Origin of the sequence: Corallococcus terminator (genome assembly GCF_049194865.1) — a bacterium.
In the GTDB taxonomy this organism is placed as follows: domain Bacteria; phylum Myxococcota; class Myxococcia; order Myxococcales; family Myxococcaceae; genus Myxococcus; species Myxococcus terminator_A.
The window spans coordinates 36,562-51,393 of the sequence record NZ_JBLZWL010000091.1 but is presented as its reverse complement, the minus strand read 5'-3'; the positions used below and the strand labels follow the sequence as shown (position 1 = coordinate 51,393).

At 68.6% G+C, this 14,832-nt stretch carries 12 protein-coding genes; 7 read left to right on the top strand and 5 right to left on the bottom strand.

All coding sequences use genetic code 11. The features are described 5' to 3' along the window. Window position 1: 1 nt before the first annotated feature. The 4 genes from ACN469_RS28550 to ACN469_RS28535 all read left to right on the top strand — a co-directional run bounded on the left by ACN469_RS28550 (window position 2) and on the right by ACN469_RS28535 (window position 5,202). The gene (locus ACN469_RS28550; protein ID WP_498772804.1) at window positions 2-295 is read left to right on the top strand and encodes an NAD(P) transhydrogenase subunit alpha part 2; all 294 of its coding nucleotides are present in this window, start codon (window positions 2-4) and stop codon (window positions 293-295) included. Next, window positions 292-1,707 (top strand): NAD(P)(+) transhydrogenase (Re/Si-specific) subunit beta, encoded by a 1,416-nt coding sequence (locus ACN469_RS28545; protein WP_498772802.1) that lies wholly within the window; start codon window positions 292-294, stop codon window positions 1,705-1,707. Before ACN469_RS28550 ends, ACN469_RS28545 begins: the two co-directional genes overlap by 4 nt. 231 nt (window positions 1,708-1,938) lie before the next feature. Next, window positions 1,939-3,639 carry a GYF domain-containing protein gene (locus ACN469_RS28540; protein ID WP_498772800.1) on the top strand — a complete coding sequence of 567 codons (1,701 nt, stop codon included), beginning with the start codon at window positions 1,939-1,941 and terminating at the stop codon, window positions 3,637-3,639. A 150-nt stretch (window positions 3,640-3,789) separates the two neighbouring features. Then, complete coding sequence (locus tag ACN469_RS28535; protein ID WP_498772798.1) at window positions 3,790-5,202, top strand: S28 family serine protease; 1,413 nt, start codon at window positions 3,790-3,792, stop codon at window positions 5,200-5,202. On the opposite strand, the gene ACN469_RS28530 is transcribed toward ACN469_RS28535, so the two are convergent. The 5 genes from ACN469_RS28530 to polX all read right to left on the bottom strand — a co-directional run bounded on the left by ACN469_RS28530 (window position 5,199) and on the right by polX (window position 11,321). Next, window positions 5,199-7,304 (bottom strand): M4 family metallopeptidase, encoded by a 2,106-nt coding sequence (locus tag ACN469_RS28530; RefSeq protein WP_498772796.1) that lies wholly within the window; start codon window positions 7,302-7,304, stop codon window positions 5,199-5,201. The genes ACN469_RS28535 and ACN469_RS28530 overlap by 4 nt on opposite strands. Before the next feature lie 267 nt (window positions 7,305-7,571). Continuing rightward, the gene (locus ACN469_RS28525) at window positions 7,572-8,195 is read right to left on the bottom strand and encodes an RDD family protein (RefSeq protein WP_498772794.1); all 624 of its coding nucleotides are present in this window, start codon (window positions 8,193-8,195) and stop codon (window positions 7,572-7,574) included. Window positions 8,196-8,213: 18 nt separating this feature from the next. After that, a complete protein-coding gene (gene mrtX, locus ACN469_RS28520; RefSeq protein WP_498772792.1) occupies window positions 8,214-8,939 on the bottom strand; it encodes a myxosortase MrtX in 726 nt (241 codons plus the stop codon). Then, entirely contained in the window at window positions 8,936-9,559 is a 624-nt protein-coding gene (locus tag ACN469_RS28515) for an MXAN_2756 family trypsin-like serine endoprotease (protein ID WP_498772790.1), read from the bottom strand. The genes mrtX and ACN469_RS28515 overlap by 4 nt, the downstream gene beginning before the upstream one ends. Before the next feature lie 19 nt (window positions 9,560-9,578). Beyond that, a complete protein-coding gene (gene polX, locus ACN469_RS28510) occupies window positions 9,579-11,321 on the bottom strand; it encodes a DNA polymerase/3'-5' exonuclease PolX (protein WP_498772788.1) in 1,743 nt (580 codons plus the stop codon). Between the two features lie 78 nt (window positions 11,322-11,399). Here polX and ACN469_RS28505 point away from each other — a divergent pair, with 78 nt between their 5' ends. The 3 genes from ACN469_RS28505 (at window position 11,400) to ACN469_RS28495 (ending at window position 14,798) form a co-directional block, all read left to right on the top strand. Continuing rightward, the gene (locus tag ACN469_RS28505) at window positions 11,400-11,717 is read left to right on the top strand and encodes a Rieske (2Fe-2S) protein (protein ID WP_253991683.1); all 318 of its coding nucleotides are present in this window, start codon (window positions 11,400-11,402) and stop codon (window positions 11,715-11,717) included. Between the two features lie 395 nt (window positions 11,718-12,112). Beyond that, window positions 12,113-12,610: a MogA/MoaB family molybdenum cofactor biosynthesis protein gene (locus ACN469_RS28500; RefSeq protein ID WP_498772786.1), complete on the top strand. Its 498-nt coding sequence runs from the start codon at window positions 12,113-12,115 to the stop codon at window positions 12,608-12,610. 181 nt (window positions 12,611-12,791) lie between these two features. Then, window positions 12,792-14,798, top strand: a complete 2,007-nt coding sequence (locus tag ACN469_RS28495; protein WP_498772784.1) for a M20/M25/M40 family metallo-hydrolase — start codon at window positions 12,792-12,794, stop codon at window positions 14,796-14,798. Window positions 14,799-14,832 lie beyond the last annotated feature (34 nt).

The window sequence follows — 14,832 nt, the reverse complement described above, 5'->3', positions numbered from 1 at the left end:
CATGTCACTGACGCTCATTTTCGGCCTCTACGTCTTCTTCCTGGCGGCCTTCACGGGCTACCAGGTCATCTCCAAGGTGCCGCACCTGTTGCACACGCCGTTGATGGCCTTCACCAACGCCATCTCCGGAATCTCCCTGGTGGGCTCGCTGCTCGCGGCGGGTGGGCACTACGGGACGGTGTCCACGGCGCTCGGCGCGGTGGCGGTGCTGGCCGCCACCATCAACGTCGTGGGTGGCTTCCTCATCACCGACCGCATGCTGCGGATGTTCAAGAAGAAGGGCGGCGCGCGATGACCCTGTCCCTCACCGAGACGTTCGTACAGCTGCTGTACCTGGGCGCCTCCATCCTCTTCGTGCTCGGCCTGAAGGATTTGGGCGACGCGCGGACGGCCCGGCGGGGCGTGCTGCTGGCGGAGATTGGCATGGTGGCCGCCGTGGCCGGCACGCTGCTGTATGGCGTGGGCGTGACGCAGGTCATCGTGCGGTGGGAGTGGATTGTCGTCGCGCTGCTCATCGGCTCCGCGGTGGGCACCGGCATGGGCTTGTGGATTCCCATGACGAAGATGCCCGAGCGCATCGCGCTCTCGCATGCCTTCGGTGGGCTCGCGGTGGGGCTCGTCGGCGTCGTCGAGTATCTGCAGCACGGCGGCCCGAACATGAGCACGCTGCAAATCACCGCCACGGGCCTGGAGGTGGCGCTCGGCGCGCTGACCTTCACGGGAAGCATCATGGCCTTCGGCAAGCTCCAGGGCTTCATCACCGGCCGGCCCGTCACGTACCCGGGGCAGAACATCTCCAACATGCTGATGATTGTCGGCACGCTGGGGCTGATTGGCCTGCTCGTCTATTCACCCGACGCGTCGTGGGCCTTCTATTCCGTCGCGACGCTGGGCGTGTTGCTCGGGGTGTTGTTGGTGTTGCCCATCGGCGGCGCGGACATGCCGGTGGTCATCTGTCTGCTCAACTCGTACGCGGGCCTGGCGGCGGCGGCCACGGGCTTCGCGTTGGGCAACAACGTCCTCATCATCTGCGGCGCGCTGGACGGCTTCTCCGGCTTCCTGCTGGGCATGATGATGTCCAAGGCGATGAACCGCTCGTTCGCCAACGTGCTCTTCGGCGCGTTCGGCGCGGCGCCGCAGGCGAAGGCCGTCACGGAAGGCGCGGCCCCGTCGGGGCCCGCTCCCAACGTGGGCAGCGTGGAGGAGGCCGCCGAAGTGCTGAGAGCGGCCCGCTCCGTCATCGTCGTGCCGGGCTATGGCATGGCCGTGTCGCAGGCGCAGCACGCGGTGAGGGATTTGGCCAACGTCCTCCAGGCCAACGGCTGCGACGTGCGCTACGCCATCCACCCGGTGGCCGGACGGATGCCGGGGCACATGAACGTGCTGCTGGCCGAGGCCAACGTCCCGTACGACCACCTCTATGACCTGGACGTCATCAACGACGACTTCACCGCCACCGACGTGGCGCTGGTGGTGGGCGCCAACGATGTCGTCAATCCGGCGGCGCGCTCCAACCAGAGCAGCCCCATCTACGGCATGCCCATCCTCTCCGCGGACATGGCGAAGACGTGCGTGGTGCTCAAGCGCTCACTCAATCCGGGCTTCGCCGGCATCGAGAACGAGCTCTTCGTTCGCTCCAACACAATGATGGTGCTGGGGGACGCGAAGAAGACGCTGATGCAGTTCACCTCCGCGCTGAGGGAATAGAGCGACTCTGACCCAGGCGCGGTTGAAGGCATTTCACCGTGCCCGTGTGTCAGTGTGCGGAGGTGTGCTGATTCATCCGGAATGAGGATGGAGAATTCCATCGGGAATCCTCATTGAGTGTGGATCCTGGCTACCTTCGCGCAGAGACTCTCCGTTGACGAAATCGCGCATCGGCATTCCATTGAGGGATTCACATGGAGCCGGGGCGGGGCGGAATCAAGGAGCTGGCGAATGGTCGGCGACTCACGGGAAGGAAAGGGCCTGCCGGAGGATGTTCCGGGGGGCACGACGGAGCCTGAAGGCGGAGGCACCCCCGTGTTCGGTGGCGTCTCCGAGGCGGAGCTGGACGTCTTCGTCAGCAAGCTGCGTACGGACAAGAACCCACGGGTGCCGGCGGCGACGTCGCGCGCTCGCGGCGACGTGCATGGAGAGCGGCTGCACAAGGGCGTGCGTCGCTCGCTCGTGTCATCCGTGGCGGAAGAGGAGCCCGCACCGACGCCGGTCCCCACCGAGAAGCACGCGTGGTTCATCGTGCTGGGCGCCAAGCCCGTGGGGCCCTTCGACGCGGAGGCCCTCAAGGCTCCCTGGGAGCGCGGTGAACTGGGGCCTGACTCGCTGTGCTGGCGCGTGGGCTTCGAGGCGTGGCTGCCGCTGGGACAGGTTCCGGAGCTGATCCAATCGTTGTCGCCGCTCCCCCTGGCGCTGGAGCTCAGCGCCGCCGTGGATGAGGCCCTGTCGGCAGCCTTCGCGGAGGGGCCACAGCTGCCCGCGGCGATGACGGCGACCGTGGCGGAGTCCTCGGGCATTCCCTCGTGGGCCGTCGAGGCGTCCCCTCGGACGGCGTCCAGCGCGCCCGTGGACTCCGTGGGAACGCATGCGGTGCTCAAGGACGTCACCGAGGTCTCCGAGCAGGTGGAGGCCCGCACCCGCGTGGGCGGCTGGTGGTTCACGCTGGCCGGCGGTGTCGCGGGCGGCGTGACGGTCGCGCTCGTGATGGGATTGTTCGGCCGCTGGGATGGCGCCTCGGCGCTGCTCGCCCGGATGAATGTCGCGGAGCTGTTCAAGCCCGCTCCGACGGAGGTGGTGGCTCCGCCCGTCGTGGCCGCCGCGCCGCCGGCTGTGAGTGCGCCTCCCGCCGAGGCCGTGGTCGCGACTCCCGTGTCCGCTGAAGCAGTGTCTCCCGCGCCGGTGGGTGGCGCGGTTGCTCCAGTGGCGGTGACCGCGGCTCCGCTCTTGCCGACGCCGCCGCAGGTCGCCCAGGCCCGTCCTTCACTCGCGGGCGTCGCCGCCGTGGAGCGGGGCGGGGCGGTGCCGGTGCTGGCCGTGGCGGGCGGAGGACTGGCGACGTCCGTGAGGGCCAGCGCGTCTTCGTCGAACTTGAACCAGGACGTGGAGGCCGCGCCCGGCGTCGGCGCCGTGTCGCCTCGCGTGCCCGAGGTCAAGCTCGCCTCCGGAGCGCGGCCCGTGGCGCCGCCGCCCGTGCCTGTCGTGGAGCCCGTGCGCGCCGCTCCAGCGCCGGCTGGCTCGGATGATGACCTGGGGCTCGACGAGGACTTCGCGCGGGAGCTGGCGGGGCCGGCTCCGGGCTCGGGTGCTCGGGACGAGGCCAAGTCCGTCTACATCCCGCCGGTGGCGCCCATCCAGAATCCGCGCGTGTCGCTGGCGCAGTCGGACGTGTTCGAGGTGGTGCTCGCCAACAAGGGCGAGGTCACCGCGTGCGCGGACGTGAAGCCGCGTCCGGTGGACACGGGGACTCGCGTGGTGGTGCGCTGGTCCATCCTCCCGAGCGGAGAGGTGTCCGAGGTCGTCACCGAGACGGGCTCGCTGCGCGGCACGTCGTTCGCGCGCTGCATCGAGGCGAAGGTCGGCGCTTGGATCTTCCCCAAGCACCAGGAGCAAGGGGGGCCCGTGCGCTTCCCGTTCGTGTTCTGAGCCCGCGACAGGAGCGTCGAGTCCGGGGCGCAGTGAGCGCGGGCCGTGCGCGGCGAGGTGTCGCGCGAATCGGAGTAGCCTCGTCGCCACGCGCCGGACTCCCGTGCTCGCATGTCGCAGGCGGTGGTGCCCGGCCGGAACTGGAGCGCCATGTCTCTCGCCGAGCCCCTCTCGCGTCACGGGCGTCTCGCCTGCGTGCTGCTGCTGTGCCTCCTGACGGCCTGTGACGATGGGGACGCGCCACCGGTGGAGGAGGACCTCCTCGTGCGGCTGGCCGCCATTCCCGGCCTCACGGTGCGCGAGGAGCCGGCGGGGCCGCAGCTGCCCGACCACCGCTTCTTCGTCATGGAGTTCGAGCAGCCGGTGGACCATGCGCGGCCGGACGGCCAGCGCTTCCGCCAGCGCCTGACGCTGCTGCATGTCTCTCACGAGAGCCCCATGGTGCTCTACGCGAGCGGCTACTTCGTCTCCACGGAGCCCTCGCGGCGCGAGCCCACCCAGCTGCTCGGCGCCAACCAGCTCTCCGTGGAGCACCGCTACTTCGGTCCGAGCCGCCCCGTGCCCACCGACTGGAGCCAGCTCACCATCCGGCAGTCCGCGGACGACTTCCACCGCATCGTCGAGGCCTTCAAGCCCCTGTATTCCACCCGCTGGCTCTCCACGGGCGGGAGCAAGGGCGGTGAGACGATGGTGTTCTTCCGCCGCTTCCACCCCCAGGACGTGGACGCGACCGTGGCCTACGTGGCGCCCATCGCCCGCTTCGATGATGAGCGGTTCGTCGCCTTCCAGGAGGCCGTGGGCGAGGCGTCCTGCCGCGAGCGGCTGAAGGCCTTCCAGCGCGCGGCCTTGTCGCGGCGCGAGGCCCTGCTGCCGCTGATGGATGCACGCGCCCGCCAGCGCCGCCTCACCTTCGAGCACCTGGGAAGGGAGCGCGCCTTCGAGCACGCCGTCATCGAGCACTCCTTCTACTTCTGGCAGTACGACGGCCTCTCCCGCTGCGACACCGTGCCCGAGCCCACCGTCAGCGACGCCGCGCTCATGGACGAGCTGGATGGGCGCGTGGGGCTCGACTTCTTCTCCGACGCGGACGTGGACGGCTACGGCCCGTATCACTACCAGGCCGCGGTGGAGCTGGGCTTCCCCCGGCCCTTCGAGGGCCACCTGGCGGACCTGCTCCAGTACCCGGGCACCGACGTGCCGGCGCAGTACGTCCCGAGCGGGGTGACCCCTGTTTTTCGTCCGGAGGTGATGCCGGACATCCAGCGCTGGGTCGCCACCGAGGGCGAGCGGCTGCTGTTCATCTACGGCGGAGATGACCCCTGGAGCGCGGCGGCGTACGAGCTGGGCAACGCTCGCGAGTCCGCGCTCTACACGGTGCCGGGGGGCAATCACGGCGCGCGGATCGCCCAGCTGCCGGAGCCCGAACGCAACGAGGCCCGGGAACTCTTGCGCCAGTGGGCTGGCGTGAGTCCCCAGGCCTCGGGGCTGCAATCAATGTCCTGGCAGCTGGAGCCGGAGGGCGAGGAGTTCGGTCCCCGCCCTCGGCGCCATGGTCAGCGTTAGTTCACGCCGACGGCGGTCCAGCTCTCCTTGACCTTCGCCACCTCGGCGGAGTCCGCGCCGTACAGGTCCGAGGCCGCGGTGATGGTCGCGGCGCGGGCCTGGGCGAACGTGGTGTTCGGCGTCATGTAGTGGGCCAGGGCGCGGTAGTAGATCTTCAGGCCCTTGTCCATGCCGATGCCGTCCTTCACCTCGAGCTTCGAGGTGCTGTTCGTGCCGCCGTTCGCCAGCAGGTAGAAGGCGTTGTTGGCGATGCCGCTGGACCCGTGGACTTCCGTCTGCTTCGGGTAGTCCTTGTAGTTGTCGATGGAGTACCCGTCCTTCTTCGGGTCGTTCATGTAACGGAGGCCGTCCTCGTTGGAGCCGTTCGTCGGCGTCCAGGCGGTCTCGCCCACCGTCCAGTTGAACTTCACTTCCGGGTTCTTCGTCGACGCGTACCACTCCACGCCCGCGCCCATGATGTCGCTGAACGCCTCGTTCAGACCACCGGACTCGTTGCGGTAGATGAGGCCGGCGGTGCGCTCCGTCAGGCCGTGGGTGATTTCGTGGCCGGCGATGTCCAGCGCGGTGAGCGGGCCGGACGTCTTGCCGTCGCCGTCGCCGTAGCTCATCTTCGTGCCGTCCCAGAACGCGTTGACGTAGTTGGTGCGCACGTGGACGAAGGAGTTGAGCGCCTCGCCCGCGCCGTCGATGGAGTCACGACCCAGGATCTCCTTGTAGAAGTCGTAGGTCATCTCGGCGCCGTAGTGCGCGTCCACGGCCGCCTTGGTGCGCGGACCGTCGGAGGCCTCGCCCCAGACGTTGTTGTCGTCGGTGAGCTGCGTCTTGCCCGTCGCCGTCGACTTGTTCATCGCGTCGTAGGTGTTCACGCCCTTGCCGCGCGTGCTGTCCTCGAGCGTGTACTTGCCGTCCGCGCCCTTCGTGGTCTCCAGGGCCACCTTGCCGCTGTACAGCGAGGTGTCGTCCACCGTCTTGTTCGTGGGCTCCTCGACGGGAGGCGTGGTCTCCGTCGGGGTGACGCTCACGCTCCAGCCGTTCAGGGTGCCCTTGTCCAACCGGGCCTTGTCCTCGACGGTCAGCGTCCACTCGCCCTTCGCGCTCTCACCAGCGAACGCGCTCAGGTCGAACGAGCCCTTCACGTCGTCCGTGCTGCCGCCCTTGCGGTCGTGCACCACGGCGCTCGTGCCGGAGGGGCTGGTCAGCGTGACCTTCAGGTCGCCCTTGAACGTGTGGGCGATGTCCAGGTCCAGCTTCAGCTTGTCGATGGTCACGTCCTTGTCGAAGGCGACCTTCGACGTGATGGTGCCCTGGTCGACAATCTCCGCCTTCGTGGTGGACGCCGCGGTGATGGGCTCCGGGGCCGCCGCGCCCTTGGGGGCCGCGCGGTTCGAGCCGTAGAACCCGCCAATCTCGTTGAAGGACTCGAAGACCTTCCCGGTGTTCGCATCCACCAGGTAGTTCATCTTCTGGGGGCGGTCCTGGCCTTCGATCGCCTGCATCTGCACGCGGTACGCGGAGTGGTAGGCGCCTTCCTTGTCCTGGTAGATGACCCGCTCGGCGTTCGGCTGCTTGTCCGGCTTCAGGCCGAACTCCTTGCGCGCGATGTCGATGGCGGACTGCGTGTTCAGCTTGGGCAGCTCGCGGCCCAGGCCGGCCGGCACCGTGGACTGGTCGCCCGTGACGCCGGTGACCTTACCGTCCTTGTCCAGGTGGGAGATGATCTGCTCACCGAAGACCTTCACGCCCTCGTGAACGCGGTCCAGGCGGACGTGCGTCATGCCGAGCGCGTCGCGCTCGACGTTGGCGGGAACGAACGTGGTGGGCTGGGGCAGCAGCGTCTGCGCGCCCTTCAGGGGGTTGATGTGGTTCAGCGAGGCCTGCACGGCCTGCTGCGCCTCGGGGCTGGTCAGTGCAATCCGGCCAGGACCGGCGGGGGCCTGGGTCAGCGTCTTCTCCGCACGCGCCAGATCCGTGGGACGCACCGAGGGGCCGAAGCCGTCCTTGGTGGTCAGCGGGGTGGCCGCCTTCGCCGTGTTCTTCGGCTGGGTCTCGGTGGTTGCGGGACGGACGCTGACAGGCTTGGTGTCGACTCGACGGATGGTCATTCGAAGCTCATTGACAGCGGGGGATGTGAGGATTGTCGCGCTGACGTCACATGGAGTTTCGGATCTCAGTGCTGCGACGCGCCATCCCCGCTTTCTCCGCTAATTTTTGCCAGTGTTTCAGTGATTCCGGCCCTTTTGTGAGACTGGACGTGTGTCTCATTCTTCTGGGGGTGGAACCGGAGCGGGGCTGCCGCAGGAGTCCAGGCCGACTCCCTGTCGCGGCGGACGAGAATTATTGGTGAATTATCCCGGCATTTTTCCACCCCCTCAAGGCGAGGAATGAGGGGTGTCCAGGACCTGGATGACCTGGGTGTCCGCCAGGTGGTCGTGGATGCAGCGCACGTCGTACCGGAAGATGCAGAGCGCGTCGGCAAGGCCAAACACGCACAGCAACTGGTTCAGGATGCTGGGGAGCAGGTTGCGCAGGAAGATGATTCGCGCGAGTGAAACATGGCTCCCGTCCATCCTCACCACGCGGATGTGCCGCCAGCGCTTGCCCAGGCTCTGTCCGTTCTGCCCGGAGAGGTAGAGCTGCACGAGGCACAGCACGAAGGAGCCGAGCAATCCGAACAGCAGGAGGGAGACGGAGAGGGCGTCCTCTCCCCTCAGCGCGTCGGTGATCGCCAACATGACGAGGGCCGCCATGAAGGGGACGAAGACGACGAAGGAGTCCACCAGGTTGGCGAAGAAGCGGTCTTCCCGGGAGGCCAGAGGTGGAAGGGCCTTCGCGGCGCAGGCGCCGCAGTAGCGCCGGCCGTCGCGCGCCCACTGCAGGCAGTGCTGGCACGCGAAGGTGCCACAGCGCTGGCAGGCGGCGGTCGCCACGGTGTCGGGGTGGAGGGCACAGCGGGCGTCGAGCGACGGGCTCGTGGCGGGATCCAATGACGACATGACGGCTCCAGGCGGTGCTCAGGGCCCGCCGAAGAACGAGACTTCGAGCACTCGCACGAAGAGGTTGCAGGCCGCATGGAACAGCGCGGCGCCCACGACGGTGCCGGTGCGCTCGCGCATCCATCCGAACAGCAGGGCGGGGAAGAACACGGACAGCCGCCACGCCTGGAAGATGGCCAGGTGCCCCAGGGCGAACAGCACCGCCGTCACCCAGAAGGCGGGCCCCAGCCGGCCGCCCAGGAACTTGCGCCCCTGGGGCCAGGCGTCCCGCAGGCGCGTCTGGAGGTAGCCCCGGTAGAAGAACTCCTCGGGCAGCGCCACGACGAAGAGCTGATCCACCACCCACTCCCCGAAGCGCGGCGGCAACCGGAGCCGGAAGTGGACCTCGCCTCCCAGCGGCGTGAGGTGGCGCGCGAGGGTGTCGGGCAGGTGCGGCAAGAGCTCCGCGAAGCCGGCGAACGCCAGGAAGAAGAGCGGGCCCACCACGGCGGAGAGCAGGAGGAACAGGCGCACGTCCTCGCGCCACGCGCGCATGGACAGGCCATAGTCGCGGTAGTCCTCGTCGCGCCAGCGCATGGGGATGAGCGGCAGGTAGAGGAAGCCCACCGTCGCCACGAGCTTGGGGACGCTGGTGCCGCCGAAGATGAGGAACGCGGCGATGATGCCCGCGAAGCCCAGGGCCCACAGGCCCACGGCTTCCTGCACGGCGTTGGGACGCCAGGGGGTCGCCACCGTTTGAGTCATGGCTCGTTCGCGGAGGCGAGGGTGAGCTTCACCTCGCCCAGGGGGAGCACCCTGCAGCCGCGCCGGGTGCGCTGCACCACCACCGCCACCACCCGCCCATCCGAGTCGAACAGGGGGCTGCCGGGGGGCAGGGCGAGGGGGACGTCATAGAAGGGGGCCGGCGCGCGAGTGGCCTGGGCGGCCTCCGGCTTCGCGGGGCGGTTGCGGGCACCGGGCACCACGCCCACCACCCAGCGCCCCTCCAGGCTGTCGCCATCCTTGAGGAGCCTCACGGGCACCGCGGGGTAGGTGCCATCGGGAGCGGCGACGACGGCGACCTTCAGCGCCACGTTGGCGAGCAGCACCCGCGCGGGGAGGGCCTGCCCCGCGTGCTCCACCGTGGCGACGTTGAGGCCCACGTACTCCAGGCCCACGGGCTCCATGGAGGTGAGCACCTGTCCGGCGGAGCCCACGAAGACTCCCGGGCCGGCGCGGCGGGGGCCGCTCACCGTCACCACGGAGCGGCTGTGCTGCTCCATCACCCGCTGGAGGTCGGCGCGCGAGGGCTTGCCCGGGTCCGCGGCGGAGGCGGGCAGGGTGACGAGGCACAGTGCGAGGGCGAGCGGTGACAGGCGGGACATCGGCGCGCGCCGAAGCCTATCACCGCCCGGCGCGCAGCGCGGTGAGGAAGCGTTGCGCCGGCAGCGTGTTCAACACGTCCTGCTTTCGCGCCCAGCCGCGCCGGGCGGTGGCCACGGCATAGGCCAGGTTGCCGAGGTCCTCCTGGCGGTGCGCGTCGCAGCTCACCACCAGCTTCACGCCGAGCTGCGTGGCCTTCCGGACGTACTCGGCCTTGATGTCCAGCCGTGCGGGCTTGCCGTTGATCTCCACCGCCACGCCGCGCTTCGCGGCGTGCTCCAGGATGTCCTCCATCCGGAGCGGGTAGGGCTCGCGGCTCTGGAGGAGGCGGCCGGTGGGGTGTCCGAGGATGTGCAGGTGCGGATTGTCCATCGCGGTGAGCACCCGGCGCGTCATCTGCTCCTCGTCCATGCCGTGGCGCACATGGATGGAGGCGATGACGACCTCGAGCTGCTCCAGCACCTTGTCGTCATAGTCGAGCGCGCCGGACTCCATGATGTCCACCTCGATGCCCTTGAGCAGCCGCAATCCAGGCACCGCCTCGTTGACGCGGTCGATCTCCTCCCACTGGCGCTGGAGCGCCTCCACCTTGAGCCCGCCCGCGTAGATGGCCGCCTCGCTGTGCTCGGTGATGGTGAGGTACTTCAGCCCCATCGCCTTGGCGGCGCGCGCCATCTCTTCCAGGGAGTTGCGGCCGTCGGACCAGGTGGTGTGCGCGTGGACCGCGCCCTGGACGTCCTCCAGGGTGACGAGGTCGGTGGGCAGCGTGCCCGCGCGGGCGGCCTCCACCTCGCCGTTGTCCTCGCGCAGCTCGGGCGGCACGAACTGCATGTCGAGCAGCGCGTAGAGCGCCGCTTCGTCCTTCACCGGGAGCTTGGTGCCGTCGTCGCGGTGCACGCCCCACTCGGAGATCTTCATGCCCCGCTCGTGGCCCAGGTTGCGCAGGCGGATGTGGTGGGCCTTGGAGCCGGTGAAGTGGTGCAGGGCGGTGGCGAAGTCCTCGTCCGGCAGCACGCGCAGGTCCACCTGGAGGTCTCCCGCCTCCATGCGCACGGAGCACTTGCTGTCGCCCTTGCCCAGCACGGTGGCGACGCCCGGCGAGGTGGCCAGCGCGTCCAGCACGGGGCCGGCGTCGGAGGCCGAGGCGATGATGTCCACGTCCGATACCGTCTCCGCGCGGCGGCGCACGCTGCCACCCAGGCTGGCGCGCACCACGCCGGGCGAGGCGCGCACGCGCTCCAGCAAGGCCTCGGCGAGGGGGAGCACGTCACCCAGCAGCTTGCGCTCGCCGCGAGAGCGCCGGTACAGGGCGATGCCCTCCAATATCTTCGCCTCGCTCTTCTCTCCGAAGCCCTTGAGCTTGCGCACGCGGCCCTCGCGGCAGGCCGCCTCCAGCTCCTCGACGGAGCCGATGCCCAGCTCCTTCCAGAGCGCGGCCACCTTGCGCGGGCCGATGTCCGGCAGCTTCATCAGCTCCAGGAGGCCCGGGGGGAACTTCGCCCGCAGGTCCTCGAAGTAGGTCATCCGTCCGGTGGTCACCAGCTCGGTGATCTTCTCGGCGAGCGCGGGGCCGATGCCCGGGAGGCTCTCCAGGCGTCCTTCCGAGACGATGGCGCCCAGCTCCTCGGTGAGGCCGAGGATGCGGTCGGCCCCCATGTCGTAGGCGCGAGAGCGGAAGCCATTCTCGCCCTGGAGCTGGAGCAGCAGGGAGATGTCCCGGAGGACCTGGGCAACGGTGGCTTTGTCGACGATGGGAGCGGTCACGGCTGGAGTCACGCTGAGGAAGGTAATGCCCGGGGAACGGGGATGCAGGCCGCTCCTCGTTGTGGGAAAAGGACGGCGATGACGAAGATCAAGCTCGGACCGGCGGACTTCGCCGAGAAGGAAATGCGCGGCTACGAAGTGGGCAAGCGCAACGTCTGCATCGCGAAGATTCACGGCCGATACAAGGGCCTTGATGACTGGTGCAACCACGCGGGCTGCCTGCTGTCCGGAGGTCGCATCGAGGACAACCTCGTCGTCTGCCCGTGTCATGAGGTCGGCTTCGACATGGACACGGGCCGCAACGAGACCTCCCCTGGGGTCTGTGACGACCAGCCGACAGTGACCGTCGAAGTCCAGGACGGCTCCCTCGTCGTCGACCTCCCCGACAATTCCTGAAGCGCCAGGCGCAACGGAGTCCCCACATGGCACACGACGGACACGACCATGACCCCCGTCATGGCGACGGGCATGGACCTGACCACGCCCACGAGCATGACCAGGGGCACGAGCACACCCATGCCCACAAGCATGAGCACGGGCACAGCCACCCTCACGAGCACGAGGACGGGCATACCCACGCGCACGAGCACACCCATGCGCATGAGCACCCTCACGCGCATGAGCACGGCCACTCCCACGCGCACGGGGGCCATGACCACGGCCACGAGCATGGGGGCCACTCCCACGGCCACGAGCACGGGGGCCACTCCCACGCGCACGGGGGCCAGGACCACGGCCACGAGCACGGGGGCCACGCTCATTCGCACGACCACGGGACTCCCGAGGGGAACGTGCCTCGGGAGCACAAGTCGCGCGCGCCCGTTCACGTCAGTGCCTTCGTCGTGACGTGCTCGGACAGCCGTGACGCCACGCGTGATGACAGCGGCAAGGTCCTCCGGGAAGGGCTGGAGGCCGCGGGCCATGGCATCGCCGGCTACGTCGTCGTGAAGGACGACCCGGAGGCCATCCGGGCCGCGGTGGCGGAGGCCCAGGCGTCGGGGGCTCGGGCCATCCTCTTCACGGGTGGCACCGGCATTGGCCGGCGCGACTCCACCGTGGAGACACTGCGGGCTTTGTTTGAGAAGGAACTGCCTGGCTTCGGAGAGCTGTTCCGCATGCTCTCGTACCGCCAGATTGGCAGCCCCGCGATGATGTCCCGAGCGACCGCAGGCACGTATCAAGGAATGATAATTTTCGCGCTCCCGGGCTCCCCGCAGGCCGCGCGACTGGCGCTGGACGCGCTCATCCTCCCGGAACTGGGCCACGCGGTGCGCGAACTCACTCGATAATCAACATCCGGGAATTCTGTCGTTTGGCCGTTGATACGGCTTTTCTGTATTGGGGCTGGTTTGAGGATTGACCCGCAGGCAACGTTTACGCAGAGTAGTCAACATTCGCTGCTCTGTCGCGAATAGGCTTGTAGGTCGTCCCCCACAAAGCAGACCTCCCCAGAGGAGGAGCCCCATGCACATGAAGCGATTGGCTTCGTTGGTGTTGATGCTCGGTTGTGTCTCGGCGTTCGCGAAGGCGTCGGAGCGGGAGGTGTGGATCACTCTCGGCTCGGATGCGCTGTCGGAGGTGAACGCCGCGTTCATCGTCGCGGGGGCGAAGGTTCCCTCACTTGCGGGGCAGAAGGGCGATGTCGTCGCCCTCAAGCTGCCCGAGTCGGAAATCAACCGGGTCTCCCGGGTGATGCACGACAAGCTCAACCGCTGCGGCGGTTTCGTCTACCACGACACGGAGGCGGAGGCCCTGGCGGCGGTAGCCGGTGGCGGCCAGACGCACCTCAGCCCGCTGGCGGTGACGTACACGCTGGACAACGGCCCGGTCGTCAACACGCTGCTGGCGAGCATGGCCGAGCCGAACATCCTGGCGAACATCACCCACCTCTCCAGCTACACCACGCGCTACTACACGTCGACCACGGGCGTGCAGGCGGCCAACTGGCTCAAGGGCCTGTGGGAAGGCTACGCGGGCGTGCGTGCCCAGCCGGGTGGTGACGTCACCGTCCAGTTGTTCACCCACGCGGCGTGGGCGCAGCCGTCCGTCATCCTCACCATCACCGGCTCGGTGACGCCGTCGGAGATCGTCGTCCTGGGTGGTCACCTGGACTCCACCAGCTCCTCGGGCGCGGCCCCTGGCGCCGACGACGACGCGTCCGGCATCGCCACCATCTCCGAGGTCATCCGCGTGGCCATGGCCAACGGCTACCAGCCGGCCAAGACGGTGAAGTTCATGGCGTACGCGGCCGAGGAAGTGGGCCTGCGCGGCTCCAAGGAGATCGCCGACGCTCACAAGAACCAGGGAGCCAACGTCATTGGCGCGCTGCAGCTCGACATGACGAACTTCAAGGGCTCCGTCGCCGACGTCGCGCTGATGACGGACTTCACGAACGCGCCGCAGAACGCGTTCATCACCAGCCTCGTCACCACGTATGTGTCGAACATCCAGATCACGAACTCCACGTGCGGCTACGCGTGCTCGGACCACGCCTCGTGGACGAGCGCGGGCTTCGCGGCGTCGATTCCCTTCGAGGCGCTGATGGGCCAGCACAACAACCTCATCCACACCTCGGGTGACACGCTGGCGAAGAGCAACAACAACGCGAACCACGCGCTCAAGTTCGCGAAGATCGCCGGCGCCTACATGGCGGAGCTGGCCAAGGGCACCGCGGCGGTCGCCGACAGCGTGCCTCCCACCGTGGCCATCACCGCCCCCTCCACCGGCGCCACCGTCTCTGGCCTCGTCACGCTCGCCGCCAACGCCGCGGACAACGTCGGCATCGGCCGCGTGGAGTTCTTCGTGGACGGCAACCTCGTGAGCACCGCCACCACGTTGCCGCACGCGGGCGCGTGGAACTCCGCCGCGGTGGCCAACGGCAGCCACGTGGTGACCGCGAGGGCTTATGACCTCATCGGCAACACCACCACCAGCACCGCCGTCACCGTCACCAGCAGCAACGCCTCCAGCAACGCCATCTACGACACGGTGCTGCGCGTGCCGCGCTGCTCCAACGTCGGCAACGTGTGTGACTCCACCACGCTGCTCAACGGCCGCGCCGGCCTGGGGCCCGAGGCGAATGCCCCCAACACCATCAACAACTCCTGCGCGGACGGCGTCTCCGGCGCGTACCACTCCGACGAGTCGAACGACCGCATCCGCGTGTCCACCGTCAGCGGCAACTCCTTCGCCCCTGGCGAGGTGATTCGTGTCGAGGCCACCGTGTGGGTCTTCGCCATCCGCCCGGACAAGCTGGACCTGTACCACGCGCCGAACGCCAACAGCCCGGTGTGGACGAAGATCGCCACCGTGGCTCCCGTGGCGACCGGCCAGCAGACGCTGACGGCCACGTATACGCTGCCCGCGGGCACGCTGCAGGCCGTGCGCGCTCGCTTCCGCTACAACGGCAGCGCGGCGCCCTGCGGCACCACGTCGTACGACGACCACGACGACATCGTGTTCGCCGTCAGCCCGTAGTTCCGTAGGATGCCCCCATGCCCCCTTCCCCGTT

What these genes read in the sequence shown, in the direction of transcription:
- ACN469_RS28550 (WP_498772804.1), top strand. Translation starts at nt 2, where the DNA reads ATGTCACTGACGCTCATTTTCGGCCTCTACGTCTTCTTCCTGGCGGCC.
- ACN469_RS28545 (WP_498772802.1), top strand. Translation starts at nt 292, where the DNA reads ATGACCCTGTCCCTCACCGAGACGTTCGTACAGCTGCTGTACCTGGGC.
- ACN469_RS28540 (WP_498772800.1), top strand. Translation starts at nt 1,939, where the DNA reads ATGGTCGGCGACTCACGGGAAGGAAAGGGCCTGCCGGAGGATGTTCCG.
- ACN469_RS28535 (WP_498772798.1), top strand. Translation starts at nt 3,790, where the DNA reads ATGTCTCTCGCCGAGCCCCTCTCGCGTCACGGGCGTCTCGCCTGCGTG.
- ACN469_RS28530 (WP_498772796.1), bottom strand. Translation starts at nt 7,304, where the DNA reads ATGACCATCCGTCGAGTCGACACCAAGCCTGTCAGCGTCCGTCCCGCA.
- ACN469_RS28525 (WP_498772794.1), bottom strand. Translation starts at nt 8,195, where the DNA reads ATGTCGTCATTGGATCCCGCCACGAGCCCGTCGCTCGACGCCCGCTGT.
- mrtX (WP_498772792.1), bottom strand. Translation starts at nt 8,939, where the DNA reads ATGACTCAAACGGTGGCGACCCCCTGGCGTCCCAACGCCGTGCAGGAA.
- ACN469_RS28515 (WP_498772790.1), bottom strand. Translation starts at nt 9,559, where the DNA reads ATGTCCCGCCTGTCACCGCTCGCCCTCGCACTGTGCCTCGTCACCCTG.
- ACN469_RS28505 (WP_253991683.1), top strand. Translation starts at nt 11,400, where the DNA reads ATGACGAAGATCAAGCTCGGACCGGCGGACTTCGCCGAGAAGGAAATG.
- ACN469_RS28495 (WP_498772784.1), top strand. Translation starts at nt 12,792, where the DNA reads ATGAAGCGATTGGCTTCGTTGGTGTTGATGCTCGGTTGTGTCTCGGCG.